The organism is Jejuia spongiicola (assembly GCF_023502325.1).
In the GTDB taxonomy this organism is placed as follows: Bacteria; Bacteroidota; Bacteroidia; order Flavobacteriales; family Flavobacteriaceae; genus Wocania_A; species Wocania_A spongiicola.
This window is the reverse complement of sequence record NZ_JAMFLZ010000001.1, coordinates 209,660-230,832: the sequence shown is the minus strand read 5'-3', so window position 1 is coordinate 230,832 and position 21,173 is coordinate 209,660. Positions and strand designations below refer to the sequence as shown.

10 protein-coding genes are annotated in these 21,173 nt (G+C 31.9%); 6 read left to right on the top strand and 4 right to left on the bottom strand.

All coding sequences use genetic code 11. The features are described from left to right. Positions 1-42 precede the first annotated feature (42 nt). Positions 43-1,941: an amidophosphoribosyltransferase gene (locus M3P09_RS01045; RefSeq protein WP_249971700.1), complete on the top strand. Its 1,899-nt coding sequence runs from the start codon at positions 43-45 to the stop codon at positions 1,939-1,941. 565 nt (positions 1,942-2,506) lie between these two features. On the opposite strand, the gene M3P09_RS01040 is transcribed toward M3P09_RS01045, so the two are convergent. Next, entirely contained in the window at positions 2,507-3,115 is a 609-nt protein-coding gene (locus M3P09_RS01040) for a superoxide dismutase (RefSeq protein ID WP_099565057.1), read from the bottom strand. Between the two features lie 124 nt (positions 3,116-3,239). Here M3P09_RS01040 and M3P09_RS01035 point away from each other — a divergent pair, with 124 nt between their 5' ends. The 5 genes from M3P09_RS01035 to M3P09_RS01015 all read left to right on the top strand — a co-directional run bounded on the left by M3P09_RS01035 (position 3,240) and on the right by M3P09_RS01015 (position 12,757). After that, positions 3,240-6,377 carry a UvrD-helicase domain-containing protein gene (locus M3P09_RS01035; RefSeq protein ID WP_249971699.1) on the top strand — a complete coding sequence of 1,046 codons (3,138 nt, stop codon included), beginning with the start codon at positions 3,240-3,242 and terminating at the stop codon, positions 6,375-6,377. A gap of 22 nt (positions 6,378-6,399) precedes the next feature. After that, entirely contained in the window at positions 6,400-7,593 is a 1,194-nt protein-coding gene (kbl, locus tag M3P09_RS01030; RefSeq protein ID WP_249971698.1) for a glycine C-acetyltransferase, read from the top strand. A gap of 123 nt (positions 7,594-7,716) precedes the next feature. Then, on the top strand, positions 7,717-9,075 hold the full coding sequence (locus M3P09_RS01025) for an OmpA family protein (RefSeq protein WP_099565060.1): 1,359 nt from the start codon (positions 7,717-7,719) through the stop codon (positions 9,073-9,075). 78 nt (positions 9,076-9,153) lie between these two features. Next, positions 9,154-11,913 carry a PD-(D/E)XK nuclease family protein gene (locus M3P09_RS01020; protein WP_249971697.1) on the top strand — a complete coding sequence of 920 codons (2,760 nt, stop codon included), beginning with the start codon at positions 9,154-9,156 and terminating at the stop codon, positions 11,911-11,913. Between the two features lies 1 nt (position 11,914). Beyond that, a complete protein-coding gene (locus tag M3P09_RS01015) occupies positions 11,915-12,757 on the top strand; it encodes an alpha/beta hydrolase family protein (RefSeq protein ID WP_249971696.1) in 843 nt (280 codons plus the stop codon). Positions 12,758-12,783: 26 nt separating this feature from the next. On the opposite strand, the gene lacZ is transcribed toward M3P09_RS01015, so the two are convergent. Genes lacZ through M3P09_RS01000 form a run of 3 tightly spaced genes read right to left on the bottom strand, consistent with a single transcriptional unit; the run spans position 12,784 to position 20,971 of the window. Continuing rightward, the gene (gene lacZ, locus M3P09_RS01010) at positions 12,784-15,915 is read right to left on the bottom strand and encodes a beta-galactosidase, LacZ type (protein WP_249971695.1); all 3,132 of its coding nucleotides are present in this window, start codon (positions 15,913-15,915) and stop codon (positions 12,784-12,786) included. A 10-nt stretch (positions 15,916-15,925) separates the two neighbouring features. Then, the gene (locus M3P09_RS01005) at positions 15,926-18,952 is read right to left on the bottom strand and encodes an aminotransferase class III-fold pyridoxal phosphate-dependent enzyme (RefSeq protein ID WP_249971694.1); all 3,027 of its coding nucleotides are present in this window, start codon (positions 18,950-18,952) and stop codon (positions 15,926-15,928) included. Then, entirely contained in the window at positions 18,953-20,971 is a 2,019-nt protein-coding gene (locus tag M3P09_RS01000) for an MGH1-like glycoside hydrolase domain-containing protein (RefSeq protein WP_249971693.1), read from the bottom strand. Positions 20,972-21,173: the final 202 nt, after the last annotated feature.

Below are 21,173 nucleotides of genomic sequence, written 5' to 3'. Positions count from 1 at the left end.
AGAGTTTATTTTGGAATCCAAAAAACACTAATAAAATTTATAATGAGTGACGCACTAAAGCACGAATGTGGAATAGCAGTTATTAGGCTTTTAAAACCACTAGAATATTATAAAGAAAAATACGGTAGCGCATTTTATGGTGTGAATAAAATGTATTTAATGATGGAAAAACAGCATAATCGTGGACAAGACGGTGCTGGTTTTGCAAGCATTAAATTAGATACCAAACCTGGTGAACGTTATATAAGTCGTATTCGCTCTATACAGCAACAACCCATTCAAGATATTTTTGCACAGATTAACGAGCGCATTAATAAAGAGATTACCGAACATCCAGAATATGCTAATGATGTCGCTGCTCAAAAGAAGAACATCCCTTATATAGGAGAAGTTTTATTAGGCCATGTGCGATACGGAACTTTTGGAAAAAATAGTGTTGAAAGTGTACATCCATTTTTAAGACAAAACAATTGGATGCACAGAAATTTAATAATGGCAGGAAACTTTAACATGACTAATGTTAAAGAGCTTTTTAGCAACCTTATTGAGTTAGGTCAGCATCCAAAAGAATATACCGATACCATAACTGTAATGGAAAAAATTGGTCATTTTTTAGATGATGCCGTAAGTAAAATTTATAAAGACTTAAAAAAAGAAGGCTATAATAAAAGAGATGCCTCTCCTCAAATAGCAAAACGCCTTAAGGTGAGTAAAATATTGCGACGAGCAGCAAAAAATTGGGATGGTGGTTATGCTATGGCAGGGCTTATTGGCCACGGAGATGCTTTTGTTTTAAGAGATCCAGCTGGTATTCGCCCAACATATTATTATAAAGATGACGAAATTGTAGTTGTAGCATCAGAACGCCCAGTAATTCAAACTGTTTTTAATGTAGAGTTTAATGATGTTAAAGAATTAGACCCTGGACATGCTATTATTGCAAAAAAATCTGGAAAAGTATCTATTAAAAAAATATTAGAACCATTAGAACGTAAATCTTGTTCTTTTGAGCGTATTTATTTTTCTCGTGGAAGTGATGAAGAAATTTACCAAGAAAGAAAAAAGCTTGGAAAACTATTAATGCCTCAAGTTTTAAAAGCCATTAACAACGATACAAAAAATACAGTCTTTTCTTATATACCAAACACTGCAGAAACTTCTTTTTATGGAATGATAGAAACTGTAGAAAATCATTTAAATGAAAAGAAAACAGCTGCAATTTTAAGTGGAGGTGGTAAAATGTCTGCTCAAAAAGTTACAGATATTTTAGAAGAAAGACCACGTATAGAAAAAATAGCGATCAAAGATGTTAAACTACGTACATTTATAACTGAAGATAGCAGTAGAGATGATTTGGTTGCTCACGTATATGATGTTACTTATGGCGTAATAAAACCTACCGATAATTTGGTAATTATAGACGATAGTATTGTACGCGGTACTACTTTAAAAAAGAGCATCATTAAAATGTTGGATAGGCTAAACCCTAAAAAGATTGTCGTTGTATCGTCTGCACCACAAATACGATATCCAGATTGCTACGGTATTGATATGGCTAACCTTGAAACTTTAATTGCTTTTAGATCTGCACTAGCGCTTTTAAAAGACAGAAACATGTATCATATTGTTGAAGATGTTTACAATAAATGTTTAACCCAAACAGAATTAGCTGATAGACATGTGAAGAATTTTGTAAAAGAGATTTATGATCCATTTACTGATGAAGAAATTTCAGATAAGGCGGCAAAATTATTAAGTGATGAAACTGTAAATGCTGAAGTGAAAATAATTTTTCAGCCTGTAGAAAATTTGCATAAAGCCTGTCCAGAACATTTAGGCGATTGGTACTTTACAGGAAACTATCCTACGGTTGGAGGTAACAGAGTTGTAAATAGAGCTTTTATTAATTTTTATGAAGGTAATAACGAACGGGCTTATTAAATTATTAATGTGCACTTTTCATATATCAATTTTGCTAAAAAAACAGTTAATCTGAAAAAAGAGACTGTTTGTCTAATAAATAATCAAGTTATATAAAATACATATAAATTGGTCTCACCATAACATAAGTAGGTTAAGTTCATGGTAGATTTGGGGCAAAAAAAGGTGAACTCTCGTTCGCCTTTTTTTATGCGTTTAATTTTCGAAAAAATATTTTCTTACATCTTTTTCATTATACCTATATTATCAACATAATTTCTTTTAAGCCAATATATTAGTCGTTTAACTAAAAAATTTTAGTAAACTATTTTACCAGTATATATTTGTCTCACCATAACATAAGTAGGTTAAGTTTATGGTAGATTTGGGGCAAAAAGGTGAACACTCGTTCACCTTTTTCATTTTATATTAATTTCTGAGTAGGTAGTAGTCTCTTCTTATATATTTTCTGATTGTTTTATTTAACTTTTTAATATTTTTAGTAATCGAAGTATTAGGGTAACGCCATAAAAAAAGCAAATCCATTTCTGAATTTGCTTTTATATATATATAATTGTAAACTATTTTATTTTGCTTCAGCGTAACGTCTTTCAACTTCATTCCAGTTAACAACATTAAAAAATGCATTAATATAATCTGGACGACGGTTTTGGTAGTTTAAATAATAAGCGTGTTCCCAAACATCCAATCCTAAAATTGGAGTGCCACCACAGCTAACTCCTGGCATTAATGGATTATCTTGATTTGGTGTAGAGCAAATTTCTACTTTACCGCCTTTATGCACACATAACCAAGCCCAACCTGAACCAAAGCGAGTTGCAGCAGCTTTACTAAAAGCAGCAATAAATTCATCTTTAGATCCGTAAGCAGCTTCTATAGCGTCTTTTAACTCTCCAGATAAATAGCCTCTATCTTCTGGATTCATAACAGTCCAAAATAAGCTGTGATTATAATAGCCACCGCCGTTATTTCTAACAGCACCATTGCTCATATCTAAATTAGTTAAAATGTCTTCAATAGATTTTCCATCTAAATCTGTTCCTGCTATTGCATTATTTAAATTGTTTGTATATCCTTGGTGATGCTTAGAATGGTGTATCTCCATTGTACGTGCATCTATATTAGGTTCTAAAGCATCGTAAGCATATCCTAAACTCGGTAATTCGAAAGCCATATTTTTCTGTTTTAAATATTAGTATTTATTTCCATTCAAATTTACGGATAAAACGCTTCAATTAAAAATAATAAATTGTTATGAAACCATTGATAGTTTTTATATTGTATCTAAATTTGTTTATATGCAGTCTAATTATCCTTTTGCTATTTATAATGCTTCTGCTGGTAGCGGGAAAACCTATACCCTAGTAAAAACATATTTAAAAATTTTATTTAGCTCCGACAACCTGTACTTATTCAAAAATATTTTGGGTATTACGTTTACAAATAAAGCGGTAGCAGAAATGAAAGACCGTATTATCGAAAATCTTAAACAGTTTTCTTCAGAAGAGAATCTCGAAAAGCCTATAGAAATGTTTGAAGACATCTGTAAAGAACTTAAAATAGAGCCAGAAAAACTTCGGGCAAAGGCAGAAAAACAATTAACTACTATTATGCACAATTACGCATCATTTGATATTTCAACCATTGATGGCTTTACACATAAACTTATAAGAACCTTTGCACACGATTTAAAATTACCTTTAAATTTTGAGGTCGAGCTAGATCAAGATTCGCTTTTAAATGAAGCTGTGGATAGTTTAATTGCTAAAGCCGGAACCGACGAGACTCTAACTAAAGTTTTGGTAGATTTTGCTATTGAAAAAGCTGATGATGACAAAAGTTGGGATGTTGCTTACGATTTTAATAAGATTGCGAAACTACTTGTTAATGAAAATGACATGCCGTTTATTGAAACGTTAAAACATAAAACTTTAAACGATTTTAAGATATTAAAAACACAATTAAAAAAAGACATTCTTACAATTGAAACAACTATCGTTAAAGATGCCGAGTGTATTTTAACCTTAATTGAAGAAGCTGGGTTAGAACACAACGATTTTTCTAGAAGCTCGCTGCCTAAACATTTTCAAAACCTTACCAACAAAAAATTTGAAATCAAGTTTGACTTGAATTGGCAAGTCGATTTAACAGACAACAATCTACTTTACCCTAAACGCACTACAGAAGATGTTGCTTTAATAATTGATCAAATTCAACCACAATTGGCAAATGCCTTTAACAAAACTAAACAAGCTGTTTTTCATCTTAAATTTTTAAACGCTTTTTATAAAAACTTAACACCGCTATCTGTTTTAAACGCTATAAATAATGAGTTAAGCATTTTAAAAACGGAACAGAATAAAATGTTGATTTCAGAATTTAACGCTATTATAAGCAAAGAAATAAAAAATCAACCCACACCTTTTATATACGAACGTATTGGCGAAAAATTCAAGCATTATTTTATAGATGAGTTTCAAGATACTTCGCAAATGCAATGGAAGAATTTAATTCCGCTTTTAGAAAACTCGCTTTCTTCTGAAAACGGATCCACTATGTTAGTTGGAGATGCTAAACAGGCTATTTATCGTTGGCGTGGTGGTAAAGCAGAGCAATTTATTGATTTGTTTAACGAAAAAGAACAGCCTTTTCAAATTAAACAGCAGGTAGAAACTCTTGAAGAAAATTATAGAAGTTTTGAAAAAATAGTAGACTTTAATAACACGTTTTTTAAGTTTTTATCGCATCAAGTGTTTAATACTAATGATTATAAGACGCTTTATGAAAATGCACACCAAAACATAACTAAAAAAGAAGACGGCTATGTGTCTTTTTTGTTTTTAGAAGTTGAAAAAGATGACGATAGAGATGCAATATTTTCTGAAAACACTTTGAAAGTTATTAATAACTGTATTGAAAATGGATATACTTTAGAAGATATTTGTGTTTTAGTACGCAAGAAAAAAGAAGGTGTTGCTATAGCTAATTATTTAAGCCAAAATAACATCCCTATCATTTCTTCTGAAACATTATTATTGAATAATTCTCCAGAAGTTAATTTTATAAATAACTTTTTAGCACTTTTAATTCATCCTAAAAACAATGAAGTAAAAATTGATATTTTAAATTATTTAACAACACTTTTTAATATTGAAAATAAACACGAGTTCTTTTCTAATCATATTCATTTAACACTACCTCAACTCTTTAAAAGTTTAGAGGAGTTTAATATTTATTTGACTCATAACACCTTATTGCATTTACCACTATACGATTTGGCAGAAACTGTTGTGAGGAGTTTTAATTTGGTTAAAACATCAAATGCATATATTCAGTTTTATTTAGATGTTGTTTTAGATTTTTCACAAAAAAAGGGATCTGATATTTCTGGATTTTTGAACTATTTTGACAAGAAAAAAGAAAGTTTAAGTATTGTTTCGCCTAATGGACAAAATGCAGTTCAGATTATGACCATTCACAAATCTAAAGGGTTAGAGTTTCCTGTGGTTATTTTTCCATTTGCCGATTTAGATATTTATAGAGAAATAGAACCCAAAGAGTGGTATGCCTTGGATAAAGAAAAGTATCAAGGTTTTTCGCATACTTTATTAAATTACAATAAAGATTTTGAATATTTTGGAGATGAAGGTTATCGTATTTTTAACAAGCACCAATCTGAACAAGAATTAGATAATATTAATTTGTTGTATGTTACTTTAACTCGAGCTGCAGAACAATTACACATCATTTCCAAAAAAGACATTTCATCAAAGGGCGTAGTAAATATAAAAAGATATTCGGGCTTGTTTATTGAGTATTTAAAGCATATTAACCAATGGGATGATTCAAAACTAGTTTACGCATTCGGAAACCCAAAAAGAAATACCAAAAAGGAAATCACTAAAGAAAAAACCCAAACTCAACTACAATTTATTTCAACAGCAAAAGAAGCTCACAATATAAAAATAGTAACAAAATCTGGTTTACTCTGGGACACCACACAGCAAGATGCTATTGAAAAAGGGAATCTTATACATAATATCATGTCTAAAATTAATACCAAAGATGATATTAATTATGTTATAAACGAATACGTCAACTCCTCTTCCATTAATAAAGAACAAGCCAGTATTTTAAAAGAAATTGTAAATGAGATTGTAAATCACTCTAAGCTTAAAGATTATTATACTTCAAACTTTATTGTTTACAATGAACGTGATATTATCACAAAAGAAGGCATAATTTTACGTCCAGACCGCGTGGTTGTTAGTTCTAGTAATGAAGCCGTTATTATAGATTATAAAACAGGTTTAGAAGACAAAAAGCATCAGCAACAATTACAAACATACCAAGATGTTTTAGAAGACATGAGCTTAAAAGTTATCAAAAAAATTCTTGTCTACATAAATGATGATATTCAAATAAAAGTAATATAACTTTGCTAAAATTATCAAAATCATGTACAGCAATATAAAACAATATTTACAGAAAGAAATTCAAGATATAAAGAACAATGGGCTTTATAAAGAAGAGCGTATTATTACCTCTGCCCAAGGTGCAGAAATAACTTTAAATACTGGTGAAACAGTTTTAAATTTTTGTGCCAACAATTATTTAGGTTTATCGTCACACCCTGAAGTTATTCAGGCAGCAAAAGATGTTATGGACACTCATGGTTTTGGAATGTCTTCAGTTCGTTTTATTTGTGGAACACAAGATATTCATAAAGAATTAGAGCAAAAAATAGCAGACTTCTATCAAACTGAAGACACTATATTATACGCCGCCGCTTTTGATGCAAATGGTGGGGTTTTTGAACCACTATTAACAAAAGAAGATGCTATTATTTCAGACTCCTTAAATCATGCCTCTATTATTGATGGTGTTCGTTTATGTAAAGCAGCAAGGTACCGCTATCAAAATAATGATATGGAAGATTTAGAACAGCAACTTATTGCAGCCAATGAAAATGGAGCACGGTTTAAAATAATAGTAACCGATGGTGTGTTTTCGATGGATGGGTTAGTTGCTCCTCTTGACAAGATTTGTGATTTAGCAGACAAATATGATGCCTTAGTTATGATTGATGAGTGTCATGCTACTGGCTTTATAGGAAAAACAGGTAGAGGTACACTTGAAGAAAAAAATGTAATGAATCGCATAGATATTATTACAGGTACTTTAGGAAAAGCATTAGGTGGTGCAATGGGAGGCTACACAACCGGTAAAAAAGAAATTATTGATATGTTACGTCAACGGTCTAGACCTTACTTGTTTTCAAATTCTTTAGCACCTTCAATTGTTGGAGCGTCTATTAAAGTTTTTGATATGCTTGCTAATAATACTGAATTAAGAGACCAACTAGAATGGAATACCAATTACTTTAAAAAAGGCATGAAAGCAGCAGGCTTAGATATTGTAGATGGAGATTCCGCAATCGTGCCTGTTATGCTATACGATGCAAAGCTGTCGCAAACTATGGCAAACATGCTTTTAAAAGAGGGTATTTACGTTATCGGGTTCTTTTTTCCCGTTGTACCGAAAGGAAAAGCAAGAATTCGCGTACAACTATCGGCTGCTCATACAAAAGAGCATTTAGACAAGGCTATTGCTGCGTTTTCAAAAGTTGGGAGCGCTCTAAAAATTATCTAAAATCATTCTGAACTATCGATGAACAACCGATTTCAACAATATTTTTATACATTTGTCTTTGTTAATAACATTTAACAACTTACTTTTGCTTACAATTAACACTTAAAAATTAAACTTTTGAATATGAAAAATCTTAGCAGATTATTGTTCGCTATGTTGCTTGTACTTGGTTATAGCAACGTAAATGCACAAGACGAAAACAACCCATGGCAAATTACCATTGGGGCTAACGCGGTTGACTTTTATCCTACAGGGGAAAACGCACCACTTGGTGATACTTTTGATGAGTTCTTCAATGCTGAAGACCATTGGAATATTTTACCTTCTTTATCAACTATCTCTGTATCTAAATATATAGGAGACGGCTTTACTTTTGGAGTTGCTGGATCTTTAAATAAAATTGATAAATGGGGAGATGCTTCAGTTGATGATTTATCTTATTATGCTGTTGATGGTACTATTAAGTATAGTCTTCAAAATTTATTTAACTCAAACACTTTCGAGCCTTACTTAGGTGCTGGTGGTGGTTACACTTGGGTTGACGAAGTTGGAGCTGGTACAATAAATGGTACTTTAGGTTTAAACGTTTGGTTTAACGAAAACATTGGTTTAACTCTTCAATCTGCATACAAACATGCTTTTGAAGATTACTTACAAACACATTTCCAACATACAGTTGGTATTTCTATCAAATTTGGAGGAGCTGATACTGATGGTGATGGTATTTATGACAAAGATGATGCTTGTCCAGATGTTGCTGGTTTAGAAGCTTTCAACGGTTGTCCTGATACTGACGGTGATGGCATTGAAGATTCTAAAGATTCTTGTCCTAACGAAGCTGGTTTAGCTGAGTTTAATGGATGTCCTGATGCTGATGGTGACGGTGTTGCTGATAAAGATGATAACTGTCCTACAGTTGCTGGTTTAAAAGCTTTAGCTGGTTGTCCTGATGCTGATGGTGATGGTGTAACTGATGCTGATGATAGCTGTGTTAACACTGCTGGTCCTGCTGCTAACAAAGGTTGCCCATGGCCAGATACTGACGGTGATGGTGTTTTAGATAAAGATGATAACTGTGTAGACGTTAAAGGTACTGTTGCTAACAATGGTTGCCCAGAAGTATCTGATGAAGTTCAGAAACAACTTAACGAATACGCTAAAACTATCTTATTTGATACAGGTAAATCTACAATCAAAACTCAATCTGCAGCAGTTTTAGGTGATATCATTAAAATTCTTAAAGAATATCCTAATTCTAAATTTACTGTAGAAGGACACACTGATAGCGTTGGTAGTGAGAAATTAAACCAAAGACTATCTGATTCTAGAGCTAACTCTGTTAAAGAATACTTAGTTAAAAATGGTATTGATGCATTTAGATTATCTGCTCTTGGTTATGGAGAGTCTAAGCCAATCGATTCTAACAAAACTAGAAAAGGTAGAGCTAACAACAGACGTGTTGAAATTAACTTAGCAAAATAATAAACTAGTAAATAGTTTTTAAAAATAAGTTTTACAAAAAACGCTTCGGATATCCGAAGCGTTTTTTATTTTTATACAATGACGACTTTCATTTTTGATGTTCTAAAAGATTTACAAAATAGCAATATTAATCTCTCCAATTTAACCTTTGTTTTACCTAGCAAAAGGGCTGGTTTATTTTTAAAGCATCAAATACACAAGGTTAGCAATCAAACTATTTTTTCTCCACAAATTATAAGTATTGAAGAATTTGTTGAAACATTATCACAGCTAAAAACAGTCTCTAATACCGAGTTATTATTTGAATTTTACAGTAGCTACAATCAAATAACAAATAAAGAGCATCTTGATTCCTTTGAATCGTTTTCAAAATGGGCTCAAATACTAATTCAAGATTTTAATGAAATTGACAGGTATCTTATCCCACAAAAAAAAGTTTTTAATTATTTAAGTGACATCCAGGAATTAAACCATTGGTCCTTAGAAAAAGACAAAACAGATTTTGTTAAAAACTACCTATCTTTTTGGAGCAAACTTTATAATTACTACACGTGTTTTACAGAACAACTTTTAAATAAAGGTATTGGTTATCAAGGATTAATTTACAGAGAGGCCGTTAAAAATTTAGAGCCTTACATTCAAAGTAATACAAGCAAACAACATGTTTTTTTAGGGTTTAATGCATTAAATACTGCAGAAGAAACCATTATACAAGAACTTCTGCAAAATGACTTAGCAAAAATTTATTGGGATATTGATATCGTTTTTATGAATAACCCAAAGCATGATGCAGCCCTGTTTACAAGGCAACATAAAACAAGCTGGAAGTACTTTAAAAAAAATCCATTTAATTGGATAACTAATAATTATTTAAAAGAAAAGAATATTTCAATTTATGGTGTGCCAAAAAGCATTGGGCAATCAAAATATATAGGCACGCTATTGAGTGATTTAAGTAAACAAAACCAATCATTACAAAACACCGCCGTAGTATTGGGTGACGAAAATTTATTGATTCCTGTACTAAATTCGTTGCCAGAATCAATCGAAGCCTTAAATATTACTATGGGTTTTCCGTTAAAATCTATTCCGCTTGCTTCTCTTTTTGAAACTTTATTTAACCTTCATAAAAAATCATCAAAATCATTTTATTATAAAGACATTATAAATATAATATCACATCAATTTATAAGGCCACTATTATATTTTCAAGATATTGATTATGCTTCCAAAATTATAGAAACTATTGAGGCGAATAACATTATTTATTTAACTCCAAATAGATTAAAGCAAATAGCTATTAAAACAGAATCTATTATTGACATTCTTTTTACTAACTGGGAAATATCTGTTGATACAGTTTTAAAAAACTGTTCGCAATTAATCTTGACTATTAAAAATAATTTAACTGAAAATAAAGCCTCAAATCAATTATCCTTAGAATATTTATTTCGCTTTAACGAGTTATTTAACGAGCTATCTCGATTAAACTCAGAGTATAATCATATTAAAGATATTCCAACCTTATTTGGAGTTTATAAAGAGTTATTAAGCACTGAAACCTTAGATTTTCAAGGCGAACCTTTACAAGGCTTACAAATTATGGGTATGCTAGAGTCCCGAGTTTTAGACTTTGAAACTGTAATTATTTCATCTGTAAACGAAGGTATATTGCCTTCTGGAAAAAGCAATAATTCATTTATTCCGTTTGATGTTAAATTAGAAAACAAGCTCCCTACTTATAAAGAAAAAGATGCTGTTTATACCTATCATTTTTACAGGCTTTTACAGCGTGCAAAAAATGTTTATATTTTATACAATACCGAAGTCGATGTATTAACTGGTGGAGAAAAAAGCAGGTTTATAACACAATTGCAATTAGAAAAAAAGCATAAAATAAATCATAAAGTTATAGCACCTTATGTACCCCTAATAAGTCTTCAGCTAAGTATTGTAAATAAAACTCCCGAGCTACTTAACAAAATCATTGAAGTTGCAAAAAAAGGGTTTTCACCTTCTTCTCTTACCAATTACATAAGAAATCCTATTGATTTTTATTATCAGAAAATTTTAAAAATAAAGCAATTTAATGATGCCGAAGAAACTGTTGCTGCAAACACTTTAGGGACCGTTGTGCACAATACACTTGAGGATTTATACAAGCCTTTTATTGGAGAGTTTTTAACTGTCGAAAAAATTAAAAGCTTAAAATTAAAAACCTCTGAAAATGTAAGCTATCATTTTAAAAATGAATATAAAGAAGGTGATGTAACTAAAGGTAAAAACCTTATTATTTTTGAAATAGCCAAACGCTATGTATCAAACTTTTTAGATTTAGAGATACAAGATTTAAAAGCTGGTAACCAAATAAAAATCATTGCTATTGAAGCTGAAAACAATGTACAGATTGATATTCCTGAGCTTAATTTTCCTGTAAATCTAACTGGTAAAGTAGATAGAATTGATGAATATAATGGTACAACTAGAATTATTGATTATAAAACAGGAATAGTTAATCAAAGCAGTGTTGAAATCATAAATTGGGAAGACATTACTACCGATTACAATAAATACAGCAAAAGTTTCCAAGTACTTACTTATGCACTAATGATGCATCAATCTAAGCAAATTAAGCTTCCTGCTGAAGCTGGTATTATTTCTTTTAAAAACTTAAGCAATGGATTTTTAAAGTTTTCTAAAAAAGATAAAGCTGGTGCATATGCCAAAAAAGATTCGTTAATTACTGAGGATGTGCTTAATAAATTTAACGATCAATTAAAACAACTCATTTTAGAGATTTGTAGTATTGATATTCCATTCACCGAAAAAGAAATATAAAATGACTATTGAAAAAAATATAATTATTAGCGGTAAACACGAAAAACCTATTTTAATAGATTTGTTTTTTAATGGTAATAGTATTAAAAAACCTATAATAGTATTTTGTCATGGTTACAAAGGATTTAAAGATTGGGGGGCATGGAATTTAATGGCTAAGGCTTTTGCTGATGCTGGGTTTTACTTTATAAAATTCAACTTTTCTCATAATGGTGGTACAGTAGAAGAGCCTATTGACTTTCCAGATTTGAAAGCTTTTGGAAACAACAATTATACTAAAGAATTAGACGATTTAGAAACCGTTATAGACTGGGTATACAATAATTTAAAATTTAAGAATGAAGTTGATATAAACAATATAGCTTTAATAGGACATAGTAGAGCTGGCGGAATTGTAACTATAAAAGCAGAAGAAAATAATAGAATAAAAAGAGTAATTAGCTTAGCGGGTGTTTGCGATTTTGGAAAGCGAACAGCAACCACTGGAGATTTAGAACAATGGAAAAAAAGCGGTGTTAAATATGTTTTAAATGGCAGAACAAAACAGCACATGCCTCATTATTTTCAGTTTTATGAAGACTTCATTACCAACGAAAGCAGGCTTACCATTAAGCGAGCAGTTTCTAACTTAAAAATTCCATATTTAATCATTCATGGAGATAATGATACTAGTGTTTTTGTAGATGAAGCAAAAGAACTCCATCAATGGAATTTAAATAGCCAATTAGAAATTATTGAAGGCGCAAATCATGTTTTTGGAGCCAAACATCCTTGGGAGGAATCCATATTACCTAACCACTTAAAAGAAACTATAGACAAAAGCATAAACTTCTTAATGCTTTAAAACCCAGCAATTCATTTTTTATTTTATCATTTAGGCTCTATACTAAATGAATACGAATATGCTTTACTAGCAGGAATAATATATTCTGGATGAACAAACCTTCCCCAAGAAGTATCTCCTCCAACTCCCATTTGAAGATAATCTATATTCCATTGCACAACATTTCCCGTTTTTATGTCTGCTCCATGTTTTTTAGTTACAGGAACCAAACCTGAGGCAGATTCGCCTGCATCTTTACCATTAAAATCAATTTCTTTCATTGTAAATGGCCACACACTTGTATTTAATAATTCATTACTTGTTGCTTTCAAAGATAGATTACTAGAAGATACTTCAACCCAGCGCACATCTGTTTTATTTCCAGTTTCTTGAGGGCGAGGATATCTTACAAACTGGTCTTTTATTTCGCCTGTATAAATACCCGCTTTTACTCCTGTTTTTCTATCCCAATAGCTTTCTTCAAGACCATTCCCGTACCAAGAGATGTTTGTAAAAGCTTTAGATAAAGTCATGTACATTCCTAATCTTGGGATATTAGGCAATCCTGTTTGGTTTGGTTTGAAACTAAAATCAATATCTAAAGCACCGCTATTACTTAGGGTATATCTAATTTCAATATTAGCTTCATTATTTGGTAGTGTGTACGCAACTTTATAGCTCGTGCCATTGCCCTTATTTGTTGGTTTTTCAATTAAGTTAGCTGAGTAACTATAAGATGCATCTTGCCAAATCTTTGCCCAAGTATGCATTTTGTTCCCTAAATCATTATCGGTTGGGGGGCGCCAAAAATTTGGGCGAATAGGTTGATTGGTTATTTCTTTTCCATTAAAAACCCAAGATTTGATTTCTCCTGATTTTGCATCAATTGTTAAGGTTACTATTTCATTTTTTATTTCAATAGCGTCGTTTTGTGTTATTATTTCTAAATTATTAACCCTAGATCTAGACGTTTTAGAATAGATGCCTTTTTGAATAATAAATTGGTCCCAAGCAATTTCATGCCCTTTCGGAATTAAATTTTTTGTTTCGTTTTGAATTAAACTCACTTGGAGAATATATTCGCTTTCAGAAGAAAAAGGTTTTGGAAACTTTTTTAAGTTAATTTTTTTAACTTCTTGTGGCTTAACATTAACTGAAATGCTGCTATCCTGAAAAACTTCTTTTCCGTCCTTCAAGATTTTCCATGTCATTGTTTTATCTGAAAGGTTAGTAAAAAAGTTTTTATTTTCAATTTCTATAACTCCGTTACCTATATTATTAATTTGAATAGGCTCATACACTTTTTTAACCTCTGTTAAATGTGGATACGGATTACGATATGGATTTACTAAACCATTATTTAAAAAGTTTCCATCTGTTGGTAAATCTGGGTGATAATCGTGCCCGTAAGCTAAATAGGGTTTTCCGTTTTTGTCTTTATATTCAAGTGATTGGTCCACCCAATCCCAAATATAGCCTCCCTGAAGATTAGGATAAGTTTCAATGATGTCCCAATAATCTTGCAAGTTGCCAACAGAGTTACCCATGGCATGAGCATACTCTATCATTATTGATGGTTTGTCTGAATCAGATTTACCATGGTTAATCAAGTATTCAGGTTTAGGGTACATAGGACAATAAACATCAGTATAATCTTCTTTTCTAGCCGGTTCATATTGAACTATACGATTACTTTCATGTTCCTTTAACCACTTGTAAGTACTTTTGAGCACATTGCCTGTCCCTGCTTCATTTCCTAAGGACCAAGAGTAGATAGAAGGATGGTTCCTATCGCGATAATACATGCGTTGAGTTCGCATCATGTGTGCTGGTAACCAGGACATTTCATTTCCTATTTGAGAATCTTCTTGAATTGCCAATGGGTGGCTTTCAATATTAGCTTCATCAATAACATAAAGTCCAAACTTGTCGCATAAATCTAACCAATAAGGATCGTTAGGATAATGTGAAGAACGCACAGCATTAATGTTATTCTGTTTCATCATTTTAATATCCCTTTCCATAGATGCTTTCGAAACGATATGACCCGTATAAGGATCTGTTTCGTGGCGATCTACTCCTTTAAAATAAACAGCTTTACCATTCACTAATACTTGACTGTTTATAATTTCTATACGTTTAAATCCTATATGCCTTTTAATGTATTGATTGTTTTGCTTCTGGTTTTCATCCTTCAAAGCTACTTTTATAGTGTATAAGTTAGGGGCTTCAGCCGACCATTGTTTTGCATTTTCTATAATACTTTTTGAATTAAATTCAGCTTTAGAATTTGCCGGTATATTTATCATTATAGAGTCTGAAAAAACAGAGGCTTTATCATCTAATAACTCTAATAGCATTTGCCGTTTTACACTAACATCTGAATTGTTTGTTACAGTAATTGTACCCTTAAAAATGCCATTAGTATAAGAATCATCTAAATTAGTATACGCATGATAGTCTGAAACAAAAATCTTTGGCTGAGTGTATAAGTATACATCGCGCTCAATCCCACTCATACGCAGCATATCTTGGCTTTCAAGATAGCTGGCATCACTCCAGCGAAACATTTGTAATGCAATCACGTTTTTGCCTTCTTTAAGATATTTAGTAATATTAAATTCAGCAGGTGTTTTACTGCCTTGAGAATAGCCTACATAATCTCCATTAACATAAACATACATGGCTGATTTTGCACCTGCAAAGTGAAGAATAACATCCTCCAATAAAAACGCTTTAGTAAGGTTTATTTCTTTTCTATATGTACCTACAGGGTTATAATCTGTTGGAGCATTCGGCCATTTTGTAGTAAACGGATAGCGTTCATCTAAATAAATGGGATGTCCATAACCTTCTACTTCCCAATTAGCAGGGACAGGAATTGTGCCCCAATTTGAATCATCAAAATTAATGTTTTGAAATGTAGTTGGTCTTTGCTTTGGCTTTTTGACCCAATGAAATTTCCATTCACCATTTAAGCTAAAAAAACGTTTTGAGTTTTCTTTAGCTAAAATATTAGCAGATTCAAAACCAAAATAAGTAGCTCTTGGTTGTAATTTATGGTCTTCAAATATTTTATGATTATAATGAAATGTTTGATCTGGAATTTCAATTAACGCTGTTTTTTTGCAACCTAAGGCAATACAAAAAAGTAAAATATATAATAGTTTTAACCTCATTAATGTAATTTTAAAGTTGCATAAAATTTTCTGCAAATATTTTTTTTAAGTAAAAAATCAATTCTTTAGCGTTTTCTTTAGTAAATACCATAGGGGGTTTGATTTTTAACACATTATAATCTGGCCCATCTGTACTCATTAAAATGCCATAATCTTTCATTCTGTTGGCCAGATAATCTGTTTTAGTTGCTAAAGGATTCATATCAGAATCAATAAGCTCTATTCCTAAAAACAAACCTTGACCGCGAACATCACCAATAATTGGAAACTCTTCTGATAATTGCTTTAATTCAGATTTTAAATACTCTCCAACCTCTAAAGCGTTTTCTTGAAGTTTCTCTTTCTTTACCGTTTGCAAAACCTGAGTTGCTATGGCACAAGACACTGGATTTCCTCCAAAAGTGTTGAAATACTCCATGCCATTTGCAAATTTATCAGCCACTTGCTGGGTACAGGCCACAGCAGCAATAGGATGTCCGTTCCCTAAAGGTTTACCAATGGTTACAATATCTGGAGTAACATTATGTAACTGAAAACCCCAAAATGTTTTTCCAACTCGCCCACAACCTACCTGTACTTCATCCGAAATACACAACCCGCCTACATCTCTAATTTGTTTATACGCTTTAGTCAAAAAGCCTTCCGGAAGTTCTATTTGACCTCCACAACTTATAATTGGTTCAATAATAAACGCACCTACACCTCTTCCTTTTTTATGTACTTTGTCAATTTGCTTTTGAACTTCTTCAACGTATTTATCTGCCGTATCTTTTCCTCTATATTTTCCTCTAAACTTATCTGGAAGCGGAAAAATATGAGTGTATTCTGGTGCACCATTTCCTCCTTTACCATCAAACTTGTAAGAGCTAATATCAATACACATGTTTGAGTTTCCATGATAACCAACTTCGCTTGCTATAATATCTCGTTCACGGGTATTGGCCTTAACCATACGTATAGCCAACTCATTAGCTTCACTTCCAGAATTAACAAAATGTAACACACTAAGTTCTGGTGGTAAAGTTTCAGCCAATTCTTTTGCTAAGGCATTAATATTTTTGTGCAAATAGCGTGAGTTTGTATTGATTAGCGCCATTTGTTCTTGACCTGCTTTTACAACCGCGTAATGTTCGTGCCCAACATGAGCTACATTATTTACAGTATCTAAATATTTACGCCCATATTGATCCATAAGATATTGGCCAGCACCACGAACCACCCTAATAGGAGCTTTATACTGAAGGCTTAAACTCTTACCTAAATGTTGCTTTCTGTAATAGATTAAATCTTCATCTGTAATTTCAATATTATTCTGAAGTCCTTCCGGTTTAAATAATAGATTTGGGTCTGGACAAATACTTTTCCAAACATCAATCTGTCTAAAGTAAGCGACTCCTGGGAAATCATTAGTATAATCTAATAAGGATAACATAACTTGAAAATGAAGGTGAGACGCCCAGTTTCCGTTCTCTTTTGGACCTCCTAACTCTGCAAACTTTTCACCCTTTTTTATAATATCACCAAACTTATGTTTAGTAGCACTCTCAACAGACAAATGACCATAAAGCGTATAAAATTCAAAGTTTGAAGTAGTATGCTTTAAAATGACTAAACCACCATATTCTTTATTTCCAGCATCATTTACAGCAACTACCACCTCTCCTTCCATTAGAGCATGAATAGGCGTTTTTTCTGGCAGCCAATAATCTATTCCTAAATGAATGGTTCTACTTTCACGCCCATGGTTTCCTATTTTATCATACTCTGTTGAAGTATAAATTGGACGTGGTTCTAAATACCCTCCTGCAATAATTTTATTTTGAAGTTGCTTTTGAAGTTGATTGATTTTAAACTGAAATAAATCTAAATCATTAAATTCTACTTCGTGTCCAATCCATTTGCTAGATACGCTTAAATCGAGATGATGAACCTCTAACCTATTTAGTGTAGGGAATAAATCTGAAAGATTATATGATTGCTCAGCACTCCATGTTTTAAATAATTTTTCTTCTGGATGTGCAGAAAAACTACAAGCATTTCTAAAGCTATAATAGGCTAGATCTGGACTAATTTTACACCATTTTTTAAGCACTTCCCAAGCAGGTTTTTCACTAATTAATAAATACTTATTATCTGGTTCTTTAATTTTATTGATTGCCGATTTAGTAACAGAAATAACCAATCGCATAGCTATAGCAATGTACAAATGTGCTAGCTCGTTTTCTTCTAAAGGAAATACCGAATGATACCCTTTTATAATAGGTAAAGCAGCTTCTAGCGGGTCGTTATGATGCATGATGCAATAAGAACAGCTAATAGCTAAATCATTAATTATTTGGGTATGAATAGCATCTCCATAGTCAATAGCTGCTTTTACTTTTGGGTTTACTAATTCCTCTGAAACAATTACATTATTGTCATTTGCATCATTATGGACTACTGCTTTTCGAAGATCAGAATACGTTTCCTGTAAACCTTTAAATTGATTCTGAAATGAGGTGATTATTTCTTTTTCCTCCTTAGAAAATAAATCAATATGCTTTTTAGTCCACAGAGATTGTGCAACATCCCATTCAAAATTGCGATGTGCTTCACGGTGGTCAAACCCATATAAAGCTTTAGTTAATAATCCACATTGCTCACCTAAACTGTAGCGTAAATCGTCTAGTTGAGGGTTTACTGAACTCCACACACGCCCTGTGACCCAAGACAACATGCGTACTTTTCGTTCATTTCCATAATCATCGATAATTGAAGATATGAGGTTTCCTTCTTTATCTTTTACAACTTTAGGAGCTACAAGGTCTTTCCCATTAACTTCTACATACTGCAAGAGTTTTTGTTGAAAATCTAAATAGTCCTCTTCTTCATTTGGTCGAGAAATTTTTAAAATATATTTATCCTCATTTTCAATTTTAATTCTAAAATTAAAATCAACTTCTCCAGGAAGCAGCGAAGCTGTTCCTTTTATATTAAAAAGCTCCCAAAGTATGCTTTCGGCTTGATTAGTATTTATCTTTATTGTATCGTAATTCATTTAATCTTGCGTTAATAACATAATTAGGTGTGCAGCACTCCAGCTAAAGTTTTCTGCATTTAAACCTTCACCTGTTAGAGGGTGATAGTTTTCCCTTATAGATTTTCCTTTACCCAATATTCCATCTGCACCTTCAATAATTTGAATCGTTGCTTTATCTGCTTCATCATTAAAACCATAATTACGCAGTCCTTTTACTCCAAAATAGGCTTGATCCAACCAATTTGGACCTCTCCAATACCCCTCTAACGGATCAAACCTGTTATGATCAGCACTCATGGTTTGAAAAGGCACTTTTCTATAGAATTTTTTAGGATTCATCATTTTTTCCTTTACTGCCTTTGCTTGCTCTTGTGTTGCTGCATTAGCCCAAAGAGCAGTCCAACCTTCACTACCTTCTCCTTTAATAAAAATGTCTCCATCTATATTTGTGTCATAAAACCAGCCATCTATAGTATCGAAAAATTGAGATTGAATTTTTGTTTTTAAAATTTCTGCATCATTTTTATAAGTCTTTACATCATCAAGCTTATTTATAACCAGTGCTAATTCACTTAAATACAGCTTTTCGGCATACAAATATGCATTTAAATCTACACTTTCTTGATTTAAAGAGTAGGCATTTTCTTCGTTTTTTAGAATTTTCGAGTTATCAAAACGAATGGCATTGTCCATACCGCTCTCCCATTTTGCCGCTATTAAAGAACCATCGGTAGAGCCATATTCACACAAACCATCTTGATCATGATCACGCTTGTTATACCACCATTCATGGTATTTTTTAAGTTTTGGGTAGAATTCTTTAACAAATTCATCATCTCCGTTCTTTTTATAAATTTTAGCTACTGCCCATGCGGAAAGTGGCGGTTTGGTATCACGATAGTTATGGGCTTCAATAGTTGTATCTCTATAAACGCAATCTACTATAAACCCATCATCCTTTTGAAAATCAAACATAGCACGCATTTGATTTTTAGCCAGATTAGTATCGTAGTACGAAAGTCCAACGGCATGTTTCCATGAGTCCCAAGACCAAAATCCATTAAACCACTCGTAATGGTAACTAGGAAATAAACCTTCATACTTTAACTCGCCGGCTGCCAAACGCCAATTATTTTGTAATGTTAAATGTGCTTTTGCTAAGACATTTGCATATTTACTGTCTTTAAATTGTGGTTTTCTGTTTTTAATTATTGATTGAAGTTGAGATTCTTTTTCCGTTTTTCGCACTTCTAGAACAGAATCAAAGTCCACACTTGCAATCTGCTTTTGTTCTTCTTTCCAAGAATATTCTGAAAAAATAAAGGTAATAGTTATTACGACTTCCTTGGTTTGATTTGGTTCTAAATTGAAACTGCTTCTTGCTTTGTATTGCAAAGAATCAACTAATTCTATATGACCTTTCTTGGGAAAAGTTAAATAGCCCTTAGCATTTGTATTTGAAGAATTTAATTTGATGATATTATCACTTTTCGAAAGCGAAATACCATCTACCAGTATAGGAGAATGGCCCCACAAAAGCTCAAAATTGACACTCTCATTGCTAGTATTCTTTATCTTAGTTTGCAATAAAGCCGTATGCCCATTTTTAAAAACTAATTTTTCCAAAACTAATACGTTATCTTCTGAGTAACGCTGTTCTAAATGACTTGAATAACTATAGCCCTTTTCTCTTTTTAATGACACAAAATTATTGTTGATTTTTATTATCGTATTGATTAGAGATCCAGATAACCAAACTCCATTTTGTTGTGTCATTAAAAATGGGCCTGAAAAGCCAATAGATTCATTTGATTCTTCATGCAATCCAAATGCAAACCATGCGCCTTGGTCAGAAAACATTAAACCAGATTTATCTACAGAATGTTTGGGAGTAATGCTATAATCAAGAATATTTTTACTATGCTTTAGCGCTCGATATTCCTTATCAACTTTTATTGATTCTTTAGAATTATTACATCCAATGCTTAAAATAAAAATTAAGACAATTATAAATTGATAGACTTTATTTATACTCATTTTATAATATTCCAATATAATAGGTTGTAGTCATAAATCTTAATTTTTATATAAAAACAGATTCCAACAAATTTCGATTATTTTTTTTAAATAACTCGAAAATGACCTTTACTTGACCTTTCATTTTTGTTTTTTAAAAATTATGTTAATCAATAATAATATCGATATTTGCAATAGGTTTTTATACAAACCAACAGCTATT